A 14,801-nucleotide genomic window follows, 5' to 3' on the forward strand; every position below is an offset into this window, starting at 1 on the left:
GCTGCGGGGTGAGTGTCATTCTTTTTTTTTGTGTGGTTTCTCTTTTTTGTTGGTGGCCCCCCAAAAAAACTGGGGGTTTGTGGTTGGGGGGGGGGGGGGGGGGGGGGGGGGGGGTCGCCTCTCCCCCCCCCCCCCCCGCTCGCAGACGCGCGCGACTACCCGGCGAGGACCGCCGCGAGGCTCTCGCGCACGATCGCGAGGCCGCGCCGCAGCTCGTCCTCGGTGATCGTGAGCGCCGGCAGGAACTTCAGCACCTCGTCGAACGCGCCGGATGTCTCGATGACCAGGCCGCGCTCGAACGCCGCCTTCGAGACGCGCCCGGCGAGCGTGCGATCGGCGTCGCACGCGATGCCCATCATGAGGCCGCGGCCGCGCACCACGAAGCCCAGCCCGGGGTGCTCGGCGGCGATCCGCTCGAGCTCGGTGCGCAGCAGCTCGCCCTTCGCGGCGACGCCGTCGGTGAGCTCGGAGTCGACCCAGTAGGTCTCGAGTGCGACGCGCGCCGACACGAACGCGAGGTTGTTGCCGCGGAACGTGCCCGTGTGCTGGCCCGGCTTCCAGACGTCGACGCCGGGTCGGAGGAGCACGAGCGACATCGGCAGGCCCGAGCCCGAGATCGACTTCGACACGGTCACGATGTCGGGCACGATACCGGCGTGCTCGAACGCGAAGAAGGCGCCGGTGCGGCCGACCCCCGCCTGGATCTCATCGAGGATGAGCAGGATGCCGCGGGCCTCGGTGATCGCGCGCAGGCGCTGCAGCCACGAGGCGCTCGCGACGTTGATGCCGCCCTCGCCCTGCACGGCCTCGACGATGACGGCGGCGGGCAGGTCGAGGCCCGAGCCCGGGTCGTCGAGCATCTTCTCGAACAGGTCGAGCGTGTCGACATCGGGCCCCAGGTAGCCGTCGTAGGGCAGGCGGGCGATGTCGTCGAGGCCGACGCCCGCTGCCGAGCGGTAGTGGCTGTTGCCCGTCGCGGCGAGCGAGCCGAGGCTCAGGCCGTGGAACGCGTTCGTGAACGCGACGACCGTCGAGCGGCCGGTCGCCTGACGGGCGACCTTGAGCGCCGCCTCGACCGCGTTCGCGCCGGTCGGACCGGTGAACTGCAGCTTGTGGTCGAGCCCTCGCGGCTCGAGCACGAGGCGCTCGAACGCCTCGATGAATGCCCGCTTCGCCGAGGTCGCCATGTCGAGCCCGTGGATGATGCCGTCGCGCTCGAGGTACTCGATGAGCGCGCGCGTGAACGCCGGGTTGTTGTGCCCGTAGTTCAGCACGCCGGCGCCGGCGAAGAAGTCGAGGTACTCGCGGCCGTCGGCGTCGACGAGGGTCGAGCCGGTCGCGCGGTCGAACACGGTCGGGAACGCGCGGACGTACCCGCGCACCTCGGACTCGCGGCGGTCGAAGACGTCGAGGGCGGTGGCGCTCGTCGCGGTGGCGCTGCTCATGGCAGGCGGTCTCCTCTCGGGAAGGGGGTCCAACGAGACTACGGCGTCAAGCCGGGAGCGAGGTGCACGCGGCATCCGCTCAGAACCCGAAGCGCACGCTCCGCACCCGCAGCTCGCCGTCGTCCTCCCGCACCACGCATCGCACGAGCCCGAACTGCATCTCGCCGTCCTCGTCCTGGTAGCTCGCGGAGCCCTGCACGCGGTACTCGCCGTCGCGCGTCTCGGTCACCTCGAGCGACTTCGACACGTCGCCCTCCTCGCGGTCGAACGACTCGAGTTCCTCGAGCGCGGCGTCACGGCAGAGCGCCTGGGCGGCCGCCATGGGGTCGTCGCCGGCACCGTCGCGCGACGACGCGCTGATCGCGGCCATCACCGCTGCGACGATCACGATCACGAGCAACACGGGCACCGCGATGCGCGCCCACATCGGCACCCCGGCGAGCCAGCCGCGGCGTTGCTCCATGGGCCGCATGCTAGTGCAAGGCGCGCGCAGCGGAACCCCCGAACGGGCGGATCCGACACGCCGGGCACCACAGGCGCGCGCCGCGGCATCCGATGCGCGATGGTCGAACGATGACGGTGCGGATCGGGACCTCGGGCTGGAGCTACGACCACTGGGACGGCGTGCTCTACGACCCCGGCACGCGCCCGGCGCATCGGCTCGGTCGCTACACCGACGTGTTCGGCACGGTCGAGTTGAACGCGTCGTTCTACCGCTGGCCATCCGACCGCGGCTTCGCGAGCTGGCGACGGCGACTGCCCGACGGCTTCGCGATGTCGGTCAAGGCGCCGCGGGGGCTCACGCACGCGAAGCGGCTGTACGCGCCCGAGGCGTGGCTCGGCCGCATCGCCAGCGGATGGCACGAGCTCGGCGACCGGCGCGCGGTGCTCCTCGTGCAGCTTCCGCCGTCGCTCGAGCGCGACGACGCGCGGCTCGAGTACGTCCTGGCGCGCATCCCGCCGTGGATCCGCGTCGCGGTGGAGTTCCGGCACGACAGCTGGAACGATGACGGCGTCTTCGAGCTGCTCGCGCGTCATGGTGCCGCGTATTGCGTGATGAGCGGCGCGGGGCTGCCGTGCATCCTGCGTGCGACGGCCGGGTTCGTGTACGTTCGCCTGCACGGGCCCGACCACGACCACCTCTACGGCGGGTCCTACTCTGACGCCGACCTCGGCTGGTGGGCCGATCGGATCCGCGAATGGGATCGCGCGGGGCGCGACGTGTACGCGTACTTCAACAACGACGGCTTCGGCAACGCGGTCCGCAATGCGCTCAGGCTGCGCGAGTTCGTCGGCGGCTGACGACCTGCATCCGAAGCAGTGCGCTCAGCTGTCTGGGACGTTCACCGGTCGGGGTTGGTCGCCGCCCCGTCGAGCCACAGCGTCTCGGTCGCGTCGCGGTGGGAGCCGTCGGTGCCGACATGCTTGGTGCCGATCTCGGGGCCCTTCGTGATGACGTGCACGAGCGCCATCGCGTGACCGCGGCCGAGGCCGTAGTCGTCGGCGAGCCACTGCACGATCGGCGTCGCCTTGGTTCCCGGGCCGAAGCCGCGTTCAGCGGCGAGCTCGATGAACTGCCTGGGCGTGAGCCCGGTCTTCGCCTCGATGTTGTCGAGATACGCCTGGAACGACACGATTCACTCCTCCTCGTCGGCCCACGTCTGGATGATCACGTCGGACGCGTGGATGCACAGCATGCGCAGCGGCCCGTCGCCGACGTTCTCGAAGCGGTGCCACACTCCGGTGGGCACGGTCGCCGTGTCGCCGACGTTCGCGACCAGGCGACGCTCGCCCATCGTGATCTCGGCCGTGCCCTCGAGCACGATCCAGGTCTCGGGGTACGGATGCCAGTGCAGCCCGGGCCCTTGACCCGGGTCGTTGTCGACGAAGAAGTAGGAGATGCCCGCGCCGTGCTCGCGACCGACGAAGCGGCGGGTGCGCCCGGAACCGATCCGCAGCGATTCGGCGGGCACGATCGCGACGTCGGCGGGCGCCTCCATCGTCGGCGCGAGGGTGATCTCGGCGGCGTTCATATGACCTCTCCTCGGTGGGTGCGTTCGGTCGTGATCAGTCGTCGGGCATCGGTCGGCGGTCGCCGACCGGGTGCCCGGCCTGCGGGAAGGCGAGGGACTCGGCGGCGACCCACCACTCCATGACGTCGTACGCGAGCCGGCCGGCGATGACCGACGGATCGGCGTCGGAGAGCCGGGCGGCCTCGGCGGGATCGCACGCGAAGATCGACATCCCGCGATACGACGCATCGCTCTGGCGGTCGAACGGTCCGTTCGCCACCAGGAGGCCTCGACGACGCAGCTCGGCGCGGTACGCGAGGTGCCGTGCCTGGAGCGCATCCAGTTCCTCGTCGGCCAGCTCGGGCGCATCGGCCGGGCGCCTGAGCACGACCACGGTGTAGACGTCGAACGCGTCGGGGATGTCGGGGCCTCGCGCCATCCGCCACCTCCTCGTCTGCTCGTCGGCCGGCTCGTGGGTCAGGTTACGCGCCACCGCCGACGCCGCGCAGGTGTCACGTTCGCGGTCGCTGCGGTGTCTCCATGTCGACGACACGTTCCCGACGACAGGAGGCCATCGTGACCAGGACCGACCGCCGCCCATTCGCTCCAGCATCGGCGGTGTCACGTAGGGTGAGCCCCATGAGCGACGATCCGTTCGTCACCCACCGCAACCTGCTGTTCACGGTCGCGTACGAGCTGCTCGGCTCGGCCGCCGACGCCGAAGACGTGCTGCAGGAGTCCTGGCTTCGCTGGTCCGGCGTCGACCGCGCCGAGGTGCGCGACGCGCGCGCCTACCTCGTTCGCATCGTCACCCGGCAGGCGCTGAACCACCTGCGCACGCTGTCGCGGCGCCGCGAGGAGTACGTGGGGGAGTGGCTGCCCGAGCCGGTGCTGACGGGCCCCGACGTCGCGGCCGACGTCGAGCTCGCCGAGAGCCTGTCGATGGCGACCCTCACCGTGCTCGAGACGCTCGGCCCGGCCGAGCGCGCGGTGTTCGTACTGCGCGAGGTGTTCGACGTGCCGTACGACGAGATCGCCGACGCGGTCGGCAAGTCGCCGGCCGCGGTGAGGCAGATCGCGCACCGGGCGAAGGAGCACGTTGCAGCACGTCGGCCGCGCATGCGGGTCGAGCCGAGCGAGCAGGAGGAGGTGCTCGAGCGGTTCATCGCCGCGTTCAACACGGGCGAGCTGCAGGCGCTGATGGACGTGCTCGCTCCCGACGTCGTCGCGATCGCCGACGGCGGTGGCAAGGTGCGCGGCGCAGCCCGTCGCCCGATCGTCGGTGCGGGCAAGATCGTCTCGTACCTGCGAGGCGGCCTCGCGAAGTACGGGGTCGAGCCGGTGGCGTCGCGCGTGCTGGTCAACGGCGCGCCGGCGCTGAAGATCGAGGTCGACGGGGTGCTGTTCGGCGTGGTCAGCCTGACCGTCGAGGGCGGGCGCATCACGCGGATCTACTCGGTCGCGAACCCCGACAAGCTCGCACGGCTCGACGTCGAGGCCGCGCTCACCCGCTGAGGCCGGACTCAGCGGCGCGTCGGCGTTCGAGTCCCTCGAGCAGCAGGTCGAGCCCGAACTCGAACTCGGTCTGGTCGTCGCACCAGCCCAGCGTGGAGTCGGGGTCGTCGTGCGCCACCTCGGCGAGCATCGCGGCGAGGTTCGGCGCGAAGGTCGCCAGCTGCTCGATCTCGACCGGCGCGGGCGCGGCCCTGTCGTCGCTGAGCTCCTGCACGTACCCGTAGACGCGGCTGCCAATCGCGTGCAGCGCGTGGTGGATGAGGTCATACGACATCCCGCCGGCGCGCATGATGCCGACGATGCCGTCGACGTGGCGTGCGGCGTTCGGGCCGGGAGCGCCGCGGGCGTTCATGACCCAGGGGGCCCACGGATGGCGCAGCAGCACGCGCCGCGCGCCGAGGATCCGGTGTCGCAGCGCGGGAGCCCAGCTCGCGCCATCCGTCGCCTCGGGCACCGCGAAGCCGCCGACCTCGGCCTCGATCTCGGCGAAGACCTCCTCGACCACGCCGTCGAGGATCGCGTTCTTGTTCGGCAGGTGGTAGTAGATCGACATCGCCTCGACGCCGAGCTCGTCGGCCAGCGCTCGCATGGTCAGCGCGTCGAGGCCGCTGCGGTCGGCGAGTGCGAGTGCCGTGCGCAGCACGCCGTCGCGGCTGAGTCGCGTCCGCGTGGGGTTCCTCGATGTCGGCATGCCTCCACCTTACGCCGTCAGGGAATTTCGCCACTGCTCTGTACATCGACGGGCCACGGGTGTATCTTACGACGTAAGACTTACAAAGTAAGGGAGCCGATGATGACCACCGAACGCCACGAACTCGCGACCGCCACTGGCCTCGCCACGACGATGCGGGCCGCCACCGCCGACCGCTTCGGCGGCCCCGAGGCGGTGCGCGTCACCGAGCTCCCCGCGCCCACCCCCGCAGCCGGCGAACTGCTCGTGCGGGTCCACGCATCGACCGTGAGCATCGCCGACCATCGGCTGCGCACGCGCGAAGTGCCACGTGGGCTGGGTCTCGTCGTGGGCCCGACCATCGGGTTCTTCCGGCCACGCGTGCGGGTGCTGGGCATGGAGGCCGCCGGCGTCGTCGAGGCCGTCGGCGCCGAGGTCACCCGATTCGCGCCCGGTGACGAGGTGATCCTCATGCGCGGTGCGCGCTTCGGCTGCCACGCCGAGTACGTCACCGTCGCCGAGTCGGGCGAGGTGGCGCACAAGCCCTCCGGCCTCTCGTTCGAGGAGGCGGCCGCGGTGATCTTCGGCGGGCACACCGCCGTGCGCTACCTCGACCAGGTCGAGATCGGCCCCGGCAGCGAGGTGCTCGTGAACGGCGCGTCGGGTGCCGTCGGCACAGCCGTGGTGCAGCTCGCGGCCCGTCGTGGCGCGACGGTGACCGCCGTGACGAGCGGCGGCAACGCCGACCTCGTCCGCTCGCTCGGCGCCGCCCACGTCGTGGACTACACGAAGGAGGACTTCGCCGCGCCCGGCACCGGCGCCCGCTACGACGTGGTCGTCGAGTGCGTCGGCAACGCGCCGTTCGAGCGCGTCGCGCACCTCATCCGCCCCGGCGGGGCACTGCTGCTCGTCATCGCCGACCTGCGCGGCATGCTCGCCGCCGGCCGGCAATCGCGGCGCAGCGGCATCCGCGTCGACCACCGCGGCGGCGATCTCGGCGCCGACGGGATGGCGCGAATCGCCGAGCTCGCCCAGTCGCGCGAGCTGCGCCCCGTCATCGACCGCACCTTCGACCTCGACGACGTCGTCGAGGCGCACCGGTACGTCGACAAGGGCCGCAAGCGCGGCAGCGTGGTGCTGCGCGTGAGGTGAACTGCGCCCGGAGCTCGGCGAGAATGGAACCGACACGAAGGGGTTCCGACATGGCTGAGCAGACGACCGGTTCGATCACGGATGCCGGGGGCGTCGCGCACGAGCCGGGCCATCACGCCCTCGGCTGCCCCGAGTGCTTCGTGGAGCTGCAGCGCAACCACGACTGGTGGAAGGCGCGTCCCGAGGGCTCGCGGCTGGTCGGCCTCGTCGTGCCGCGCGACGACATGCCGCCGATCCTCGAGCAGCGCACCGACCTCGCCCGGTTCGGGGTGCAGATCCTCGACTTCCGCTACCCCACGCCCGAGGCGCCCGAGTCGTGGGAGCAGCGGCTCGGCCGCCTGTTCGACACGCTCCGGGCCGGCGACGTGCTCGTGGTGGTGAACGAGCGCGCACTCGGCCGGACGCCCGACGAGGTCGCGCGCACCATCCGCACCCTCCGCAGGCACAACCTCGTGGTCAAGGTGCTCAGCCACGGCGCGCCGCACCTGGAGGACGCGCGGGCGTGACCTCCGACCGCGACATCGCCCGCTGGCGGCTGCACTCGCAGCGGCTCGCGGCACCGGTCGCGGATGCCGAGCAGGCGGTCGCCTCGCTCCTGGCGATGCAGGCCGAGAACCCGGCGCAGTCGGCGTGGGCGGTCGCGACCCGGACCGCGGCACCGAAGCGCGACGACCTCGCCGGCGCGATCGCGAGCGGTCGCGTGCTGCGCACCCATGTGCTGCGGCCGACGTGGCACTACGTGCGCGCCGACGACGCCCGCTGGCTGCTCGAGCTCACCGCGCCGCGCGTGCTGCCGGTGGTCGACCAGCAGTTGCAGCCGTTTGCCGAGCGGATGTCGCGGCTCACCGACGCCGTCACGTCGATCCTCGCGGCGACCCCCGACCGGACCCGGGGCGAACTCGTCGCCGCCCTGGCCGAGCGAGGCGCCGAGCTGTCGGGCCAGCAGCCGATGCTCCTGTTCGCGCACCTCGAACTCCACGCGGTGGTGTGCAGCGGGGTCCCCCGCGACGGCGAGCACACCTACGCGCTCCTCGACGACCGCGCGCCCGCGTCGAGGCGCCTCGAGCGCGACGAGGCGCTCGCCGAGCTCGCCCTCCGGTACTTCACCTCGCACGGCCCGGCCACCGAGCGCGATCTCGCGTACTGGGCGACGCTCACCCTGGCCGACGTGCGCCGGGGGCTCGCCGTCGCCGTCGACCGGCTCGACTCGTTCGAGCATGACGGGCGCACGTTCTGGCACGCCCCCGGCGAGGTCCCGGGGCCGGCCACGCCCGAGGGCCACCTGCTGCAGCTGCTCGACGAGATGTACCGCGGCTACCAGGACTCGCGGCTCGTGATCGACGCCGATCGCCTCACCGACCGCGGTCGCGAATCCGCCATGGGGATGGCCCTGGTCGACGCCCAACTGGTCGCCGGCATGCGCCGCACCGTCACGGCGACCGCGGTCACCTTCGAGCTCCGGCCGTTCCGCACGCTGCGAGCGGACGAACTCGCGGCGATCGACGAGGCCGCCGCCCGGTACGGCGAGTTCCTCCGCCTCGAACCACGCGTGCAACTCACCGCTCAGTGAAGCCGGGCCGCGACGCGACGCCACGGCTCCGAGGCATCCGGGCGAGCCGCAGGCCCGCGCGCCGCCCCGTCGCATCGCACGACCACGCCCCAGTCGTCGAGCGACGTGCCGGCCGCCTGCAGCCGGTGGATGAGCCGCCGCACCGCCCGGGGGCTCGGCTCGCCACGCACCGAGAGATGCGCCATGTGCGTCTCGACGATCGTCGAGACCGCCTCGACGAGGGGACGCGGCAGGGCGAGCCTGCGGCCCAGTTCACGGAACACCTCGGCGCCCTGTTCGGCGTGGCCGTGCGAGGAGATGCGTCCGTTCAGGTGGCGGGTGGTCTTCGGCTTGCCGATGTCGTGGACGAGGGCGGCCAGCACGAGTCGTTCGCGCCGATCGGCCTCGACGTCGTGCTCGTCGGCGTGGGACGCCGCGAGATCGGCGGCCCACAGCGAGTGCACGAGCACGTCGCCCTCGGGGTGCCAGTACGGATCCTGCGGCGTCTCGCCGAGGGCCGTGAGCTCGGGGATGGCGTCGATCAGGCCGTCCTCGCGGAGGGCCTCCGACGGCACCCGGGCGTGCCGCGCCACCGCGAGCAGGGCGGCGCCCGCCTCGTGATCGGATGCCGGGCGGGCGATGCTACGACTCCTCGGTCGAGCGGATGACGCGGCGCGCGACGTTCTCGGACGCGTCGGCCGGCACCTCCTCGGTGATCCACGGCCCGGTGCCCTCGCTCGTGTCGATGATCCCCTCCTCGAGCCAGGCGTACGCGCCGTCGAGCACCCGCGAGGCGAGGCGTTCGTCGGCGGCATCCGTGTTGCGCCAGAGCTCGTCGAGCAGCCGCTCGGTGCGATGGCGGGACTGCTCGGCGAACGTGTCGGCGAGCTGGTGGGCGGCCTTTCCCTGCTCCGGCGTGTCGGCGGCGATCATGGCGGCGCGCACGCACGACGCCGACACGGCGAACAGCTCGGCGCCGATGTCGACGACGCGCGCGAGGAATCCCTGCTTCTTCTCGAGGCCGCCCTGCCAGCGCGCCATCCCGTAGAAGGTCTCGCGCGCGAGCTTGCGGCTCGTGCGCTCGACGTAGCGCAGGTGCGGTGCGAGCGCGCCGAACTCGTCGTACGACATCGGCAGGTCGCCCTTGCCGGCGACCAGCTGCGGCAACCACTTGGCGTAGAATCCGCTCGCCGAGACGGCGGCCCTGAGCTTGCCGGCCAGGTCCTGCGCGGGGTCGATGAGATCGCCGGCGGCCTTCAGGTGCGCGTCGACGGCCTCGCGAGCGATCAGGAGGCGCATGATCTCGGTCGAGCCCTCGAAGATGCGGTTGATGCGCAGGTCGCGGAGCATCTGCTCGGCGGGCACGGCGCGCTCGCCGCGCGCCGCGAGCGAGGCCGCGGTCTCGAATCCGCGGCCGCCCCGGATCTGCACGAGCTCGTCGCCGATGCGCCATCCCATCTCGGAGGCCCACATCTTCGCGAGCGCCGCCTCGATGCGGATGTCCTTGCGGTCCTCGTCGGCGAGGACGCCCGAGAGGTCGACGACCGCCTCGAGCGCGAAGGTCGTCGCGGCGATGAAGGCGATCTTGTGCGCCATCGCCGCGTGCTCGCCCACGGGCCGGCCCCACTGCACGCGCGCCTTCGACCACTCGCGCGCGATCTTCAGGCTCCACTTCCCGGCCCCGGCGCAGATCGCCGGGATCGCCAGCCGTCCGGCGTTGAGCGTCGTCAGCGCGATCTTCAGGCCCTCGCCCTCGCGGCCGATCAGGTTCTCGGCCGGCACGCGCACGTCGCGCATCGTCGTCAGCCCGTTCTCGAGCCCGCGCAGGCCCATGAACGCGTTGCGGCGGTGCACCGTGATGCCGGGGGAGTCGGCCTCGACCACGAACGCCGAGATGCCGCCGCGGTGCCCCTCGGACGCCGGGACGCGCGCCATGACGACGAGCAGTTCGGCGACGACGCCGTTCGTGGTCCAGAGCTTCGTGCCGTCCAGCACGTACGCCTCGCCGTCGTCGGTCGGCACGGCGGTGGCCCGCAGCCGCGCCGGGTCGGAACCCACCTCGGGCTCGGTGAGCAGGAAGGCGCTGATCGCGCCGGCCGCGCAGCGCGGCAGGAACCGGCGCTTCTGCTCCTCGGTGCCCGCCAGCACGAGCGGTTCGGGCACGCCCACCGACTGGTGCGCCGACAGCAGGGCGACGATGCCCGCGTTGACGGAGCCGATCAGCTTCAGCGCGTGGTTGTAGTAGTACTGCCCGAGTCCGAGGCCGCCGTACTCGACGGGGATCTTCATGCCGAAGCATCCGAGGTCGGCGAGGCCGCGGTAGACCTCGTCGGGGATGCGCGCCTCGCGCTCGATGGCCGCCCCGTCGACCGTGCGCAGGTACTGCTCGAGCTCGGCGAGGAATCGTTCACCGCGCTCGACGCGTTCAGGTGCCGGTCGCGGGTGCGGGTGGATCAGCGAGAGGTCGAACTGCCCGAGGTACAGGCCCCGGGCGAAGCTCGGCTTCCGCCACTCCTGTTCGCGCGCGGCCTCGGCCACCGCACGGGACTGCTGCTCGTCGACGTGCGGCGGCGTCGTCGCGGCGGCATCGGCCTGGGAGACGGTGGACTCACGGATGGCGCTCACGCGAACCTCCTCGTTCGTGGCCAATCTACGCCGCTTCGCGCTCAGATCGGCAGTGCCCGGTCGTCGACGATCGTCTTCATGACCAGCGTCGACTCGACGCGCCGCACGCCCGGCAGTGCCGAGAGCTGCTCGTCCCACAGCCGCTGGTACGCGGGCAGGTCGCGCACCGCGACGCGGAGCAGGTAGTCGGGGTCGCCGAAGAGGCGGAGCGCCTGGATCACCTCGGGGATCTCGGCGACGGCCGCATCGAACGCGGGCACGGTGGCGCGATTCGCCTGCTCCATGGTGACGAACACGAGCGCGCCGAAGCCGAGGCCGACGACCTCGGGGTCGATCACGGCGCGGTACCCGGTGATCGCGCCGGAGGCCTCGAGCGCACGCAGCCGGCGGTGGGTCGGCGACATGCTGAGCTGCACGCGCTCGGCGAGCTCGGTGAGGCTCAGCCGGCCGTCGTGCTGCAGCTCGGCAAGGATTCTCCGATCGATGGCGTCCATGAGGTTGATTCTTCCACGCGAAGGCCGCGGACAGGATGAAGTCGCAAGCGTCTTCTGCGACATCCGTTCTAGGTTCGACCCATCACCAGGAGAGGGATCGGGACGTGGACGTACAGCTGCTGCTCGCCTGCTGGGGCATGATGACCCTGATGGTGCTCCTGCCCGGCCCGGACTGGGCGTACATCCTCGCCGCGGGGACGCAGGAGCGCAGCATCGTGCCGTCGCTGGGCGGCATCCTGCTCGGCTACCTCGCGGCCGTCACGGCGGTCGCGGTCGGCGTCGGGGCGGCGGTCGCGGCGCTGCCGGGGGTGCTCATCGCGCTGACGTTCACGGCGGCGGGCTACCTCACGTACCTCGGCGTGCGCGTGCTGCGTCGGCCGCCGGCGATGGCGGCCGTGACGGCGGGGGCGGATGGCACCGCCGCGTCGGGTGCGACGTCGACGCCCGGTTCGCGCGCCTGGCTCCGGCTCGCGCAGGGCGCGGGCGTCAGCGGACTGAACCCGAAGGGGCTGCTGGTGCTCGTCGTGCTGCTGCCCCAGTTCACGGATGGCGCGGGCGCCTGGCCGATCCCGGTGCAGCTCGCGGTGCTCGGCCTCATCTTCGTGGGCAGCTGCGCGCTCGTGTACTCCGTCGTCGGCGTGAGCGCGCGGGCGGTGCTGCGGGCGCGGCCGTCAGCGACGCGCGTCGTCTCGCGCGTCTCGGGCGCGGCGATGATCGCGCTCGCCGGGGTCCTGGTGGTCGAGCAGGTGTCGCATCTCGTCGCCGCGTGAGGAGGCGGGGCACCGTCGGTCGTGAGGCGCGGCTCAGCCGAGCGCGACGATCAGGCTGAGCACCGCGAGCACTGTCACGATCGGCGTCATGGTGAACCGCTCGGGTCGGCTGCGCGAGAGCGCGTTGAGCGGGATGCCGATCACGAAGTAGGCGAACATGACCCACATGCCGACGGTCGCGACGGCGTCGGGCACCACGTCGATCAGACCGGCACGGTCGAGCGCGAGGACCGCGATGAGGGCGTAGATCACGATCGAGACGGCGCTGCCGACGCGCAGCCGCGCCGGCAGCACGCGGTGCTGGCCACCCCACGCGAACCGGCCGATCGGTGCGCCGAGCACGAGCGCGAACTGGAACAGCGCCAGCACGGCGAGGATGACGGTGAGGGCGAGGGCGGCGACGGCGGCGGGGGTCACGGCACGAGGATATCGGCGGCGCGTGCTGACAGCGGGCGCGGGCATGCGGGCGCATACCCTGATGCCGAGGATGCCTGTGCCGCGCTCGCCGATTCGATCGACCGCCTCGCCGAGCGCGGCTACCCGAGCCGGCGATTCCTGAAGGAGCTCGGGCGGGCGGTCGGGGTGCGTCGCGGCCCTATCTGGCTGTTCGACGCGGCGTTCGGCGGCCGCAACCGGCTCGCGGGAGCGGCTTCCACCGGGCGGTCGACGACGACAGCGACGGCCAGGCGCGGCACTTCGCGGGCACGGTCGCGGTCGCGGCCCGGCTCGGCGGCGGCGTCACGCGCTGGCTCGCGATCCACGTGCTGCGGGATGCGCCCGACAGCGCCGACGGGAGACTGAGCGACGAGGCGATCGAGTTCACCCGGCTCATCCGATCGGGCGAGCTCTCCCAAGCGGATGCCGCGGACTGGGTGCGTCAACGTCTCTGCCACGCGTGACGGTGACATCCGGCGTCGACAGGAGGATGCTGGGCGCATGGGCAAGGTGACGATCTCGTTCGAGATGACTCTCGACGGCGTGTTCGACCAGATGGAGCAGTGGTTCGATCCTGAGGATCCGGGCCTCCAGCGCGCGTCCGACGAGCTCGTGTTCGGGGCCGATGCGGTGCTGGTGGGCCGCAAGGCCTACGAGTTCTTCCGCGAATACTGGCCCGCGCAGACCGACGACCGGGGCTTCGCCGCGCACTACAACGCCCTCCCGAAGTACGTGGCGTCGCGGACGCTGACCGGTCCGCTCGACTGGAACGCGACGCTCATCGAGGGCGACGTCGCCGAGGCGGTGCGTGGGCTGCGCGACCGGTACGACTCGATCGTCTCGCACGGCTACGGCGAGCTGGCCGCCGAGCTCGTGGATGCCGAGCTGGTCGACGAGGTCCACGCGGGCATCCACCCGTTCATGGTGGGCGACGGCGAGGAGCGGCTGCGGACGCCGCATTTCGTCGGCCTTCGCCTGCTCGGCGTGGAGACCACCGAGTCGGGCATCATCCTCGCGAGGTACGCGCCGACGAGGCCGTGACCTCAGGTGCGGCGCGGCGCCGTCAGGCGGCCTCCGGTGCGGCCCACCTCAGCACCCGGAGTGCGCGGAGCGTGTTCCAGCGGCTGGCTTCGCCCTTGGGCTTCTCGAGCACCCAGCTGCGCAACGCGGGGCGCTGCGGGCCGGCGGGCCAGCGCCCGTCTGACCCGCGTCGCGAGCGCAGCAGGTCGACCGCGGGCGCCAGGCGCGGGTCGGGCTCGCCACCGTCGAGCCGGAAGTGCTCGAGCGAGCGCAGCACGTCGTAGAACCAGTACATCGGGAAGGCGAAGTCGGTGTACCGGTCGTTCGCCACCTCGCCGGTCGACTTGCGCAGGAAGAGGTGACGTTCGAGGAGGTACTCCTCGCCCGCATGGATGGCGTCGGCGAGCGCGCCATCGGTCGACCCGGTGGCCCGCTGGTAGGCGCGGAGCCCCTCGAGCACGCACAGCGTGCTGTCGAACGACGAGCGGTGCGTCGGCCTGGGCGGTGCGCAGTTCCATCCGCCGTCGTCGCGGCGTTGGTCGAGCAGGCGCGCCACGATGCGCTCGGTGCCGGCATCGATCGCGCCGAAATAGGCGGCGTAGCTCAGCACGCCGCCGTTCACGCACTCCTCGACCTCGCCCTCGAAGAACGGGCGTCCGCCGACATCGGCGGGCCACGTGACGTGGTCTCGAACCTTCTCGATCGCCTCTCGTACCTCGGGCGCGCTGGGATCGATGCCGAACCGGAGCAGCACGTGCAGCGTCCACATCACCGTGTCGCGTTCGCGGCGGTCGCCGTAGACCGCGTTGCCCCAGTACCCGTTCGCATCCTGCAGGGCGAGGATGTCGCGGCCCCATCCCTCGGTCGCGACCCGGGCGCGTTCGGCGGCGACGGTCTCGGCCGGTTCGTCGAGCACGTCGCGTCGCACCTGCCACGTGATGGCGGGGTCGGCGTGGAGCAGCCAGTCGATGACGTCGTCGTTCATTCCCGCATGCTCTCGCAAGCCACCGACATGCCCGCCCTCACGGCGTCGGGGCTGTCGGTCGCAGTAAGAGCTCGACACAAAGTCGATCGGCGTCGAGTCGGTGAGCTTCGCCCGGCGAGGCTGACCAGG

At 71.9% G+C, this 14,801-nt stretch carries 18 protein-coding genes; 7 read left to right on the forward strand and 11 right to left on the reverse strand.

The window, feature by feature from the left end:
- Positions 1-155: 155 nt before the first annotated feature.
- Both ectB and ACZ4TW_RS08125 read right to left on the reverse strand, forming a co-directional pair.
- Positions 156-1,445, reverse strand: a complete 1,290-nt coding sequence (gene ectB, locus ACZ4TW_RS08120; RefSeq protein ID WP_465541881.1) for a diaminobutyrate--2-oxoglutarate transaminase — start codon at positions 1,443-1,445, stop codon at positions 156-158.
- A gap of 79 nt (positions 1,446-1,524) precedes the next feature.
- Positions 1,525-1,908: a hypothetical protein gene (locus ACZ4TW_RS08125; RefSeq protein WP_465541882.1), complete on the reverse strand. Its 384-nt coding sequence runs from the start codon at positions 1,906-1,908 to the stop codon at positions 1,525-1,527.
- A gap of 110 nt (positions 1,909-2,018) precedes the next feature.
- Here ACZ4TW_RS08125 and ACZ4TW_RS08130 point away from each other — a divergent pair, with 110 nt between their 5' ends.
- Positions 2,019-2,747 (forward strand): DUF72 domain-containing protein, encoded by a 729-nt coding sequence (locus ACZ4TW_RS08130; RefSeq protein WP_465541884.1) that lies wholly within the window; start codon positions 2,019-2,021, stop codon positions 2,745-2,747.
- Between the two features lie 41 nt (positions 2,748-2,788).
- On the opposite strand, the gene ACZ4TW_RS08135 is transcribed toward ACZ4TW_RS08130, so the two are convergent.
- Genes ACZ4TW_RS08135 through ACZ4TW_RS08145 form a run of 3 tightly spaced genes read right to left on the reverse strand, consistent with a single transcriptional unit; the run spans position 2,789 to position 3,896 of the window.
- Positions 2,789-3,079, reverse strand: coding sequence for a DUF4287 domain-containing protein (locus ACZ4TW_RS08135; RefSeq protein WP_465541886.1), 291 nt, complete (start codon positions 3,077-3,079; stop codon positions 2,789-2,791).
- A 3-nt stretch (positions 3,080-3,082) separates the two neighbouring features.
- Complete coding sequence (locus ACZ4TW_RS08140) at positions 3,083-3,478, reverse strand: cupin domain-containing protein (protein ID WP_465541888.1); 396 nt, start codon at positions 3,476-3,478, stop codon at positions 3,083-3,085.
- A gap of 34 nt (positions 3,479-3,512) precedes the next feature.
- Complete coding sequence (locus ACZ4TW_RS08145) at positions 3,513-3,896, reverse strand: YciI family protein (protein ID WP_465541889.1); 384 nt, start codon at positions 3,894-3,896, stop codon at positions 3,513-3,515.
- A gap of 200 nt (positions 3,897-4,096) precedes the next feature.
- Between ACZ4TW_RS08145 and ACZ4TW_RS08150 the strand changes: the two genes are divergently transcribed.
- Complete coding sequence (locus ACZ4TW_RS08150; RefSeq protein WP_465541891.1) at positions 4,097-4,972, forward strand: RNA polymerase sigma-70 factor; 876 nt, start codon at positions 4,097-4,099, stop codon at positions 4,970-4,972.
- Here ACZ4TW_RS08150 and ACZ4TW_RS08155 read toward each other — a convergent pair.
- On the reverse strand, positions 4,962-5,663 hold the full coding sequence (locus tag ACZ4TW_RS08155) for a TetR/AcrR family transcriptional regulator C-terminal domain-containing protein (RefSeq protein ID WP_465541893.1): 702 nt from the start codon (positions 5,661-5,663) through the stop codon (positions 4,962-4,964). The two genes, ACZ4TW_RS08150 and ACZ4TW_RS08155, sit on opposite strands and share 11 nt — an antisense overlap.
- 102 nt (positions 5,664-5,765) lie before the next feature.
- Between ACZ4TW_RS08155 and ACZ4TW_RS08160 the strand changes: the two genes are divergently transcribed.
- The 3 genes from ACZ4TW_RS08160 to ACZ4TW_RS08170 are packed head-to-tail and all read left to right on the forward strand — an operon-like array spanning position 5,766 to position 8,364.
- Positions 5,766-6,794, forward strand: a complete 1,029-nt coding sequence (locus ACZ4TW_RS08160; RefSeq protein ID WP_465541895.1) for an NAD(P)-dependent alcohol dehydrogenase — start codon at positions 5,766-5,768, stop codon at positions 6,792-6,794.
- A gap of 50 nt (positions 6,795-6,844) precedes the next feature.
- Positions 6,845-7,300: a recombinase family protein gene (locus ACZ4TW_RS08165; RefSeq protein WP_465541896.1), complete on the forward strand. Its 456-nt coding sequence runs from the start codon at positions 6,845-6,847 to the stop codon at positions 7,298-7,300.
- Positions 7,297-8,364, forward strand: coding sequence for a winged helix DNA-binding domain-containing protein (locus ACZ4TW_RS08170; RefSeq protein ID WP_465541898.1), 1,068 nt, complete (start codon positions 7,297-7,299; stop codon positions 8,362-8,364). The genes ACZ4TW_RS08165 and ACZ4TW_RS08170 overlap by 4 nt, the downstream gene beginning before the upstream one ends.
- On the opposite strand, the gene ACZ4TW_RS08175 is transcribed toward ACZ4TW_RS08170, so the two are convergent.
- Genes ACZ4TW_RS08175 through ACZ4TW_RS08185 form a run of 3 tightly spaced genes read right to left on the reverse strand, consistent with a single transcriptional unit; the run spans position 8,358 to position 11,462 of the window.
- Complete coding sequence (locus ACZ4TW_RS08175; RefSeq protein WP_465541900.1) at positions 8,358-8,936, reverse strand: HD domain-containing protein; 579 nt, start codon at positions 8,934-8,936, stop codon at positions 8,358-8,360. The genes ACZ4TW_RS08170 and ACZ4TW_RS08175 overlap by 7 nt on opposite strands.
- Before the next feature lie 49 nt (positions 8,937-8,985).
- Entirely contained in the window at positions 8,986-10,968 is a 1,983-nt protein-coding gene (locus ACZ4TW_RS08180) for an acyl-CoA dehydrogenase family protein (RefSeq protein ID WP_465541902.1), read from the reverse strand.
- Between the two features lie 41 nt (positions 10,969-11,009).
- Entirely contained in the window at positions 11,010-11,462 is a 453-nt protein-coding gene (locus ACZ4TW_RS08185) for an Lrp/AsnC family transcriptional regulator (protein WP_465541904.1), read from the reverse strand.
- A 104-nt stretch (positions 11,463-11,566) separates the two neighbouring features.
- Here ACZ4TW_RS08185 and ACZ4TW_RS08190 point away from each other — a divergent pair, with 104 nt between their 5' ends.
- Positions 11,567-12,232: a LysE family translocator gene (locus tag ACZ4TW_RS08190; protein ID WP_465541905.1), complete on the forward strand. Its 666-nt coding sequence runs from the start codon at positions 11,567-11,569 to the stop codon at positions 12,230-12,232.
- A gap of 33 nt (positions 12,233-12,265) precedes the next feature.
- Here ACZ4TW_RS08190 and ACZ4TW_RS08195 read toward each other — a convergent pair whose 3' ends face one another.
- On the reverse strand, positions 12,266-12,649 hold the full coding sequence (locus ACZ4TW_RS08195) for a hypothetical protein (protein ID WP_465541907.1): 384 nt from the start codon (positions 12,647-12,649) through the stop codon (positions 12,266-12,268).
- A gap of 519 nt (positions 12,650-13,168) precedes the next feature.
- Here ACZ4TW_RS08195 and ACZ4TW_RS08200 point away from each other — a divergent pair.
- On the forward strand, positions 13,169-13,708 hold the full coding sequence (locus ACZ4TW_RS08200) for a dihydrofolate reductase family protein (protein ID WP_465541909.1): 540 nt from the start codon (positions 13,169-13,171) through the stop codon (positions 13,706-13,708).
- Between the two features lie 22 nt (positions 13,709-13,730).
- Here ACZ4TW_RS08200 and ACZ4TW_RS08205 read toward each other — a convergent pair whose 3' ends face one another.
- Entirely contained in the window at positions 13,731-14,672 is a 942-nt protein-coding gene (locus tag ACZ4TW_RS08205) for a hypothetical protein (protein WP_465541910.1), read from the reverse strand.
- Positions 14,673-14,801: the final 129 nt, after the last annotated feature.

The organism is Agromyces sp. NPDC029043, from assembly GCF_055564615.1.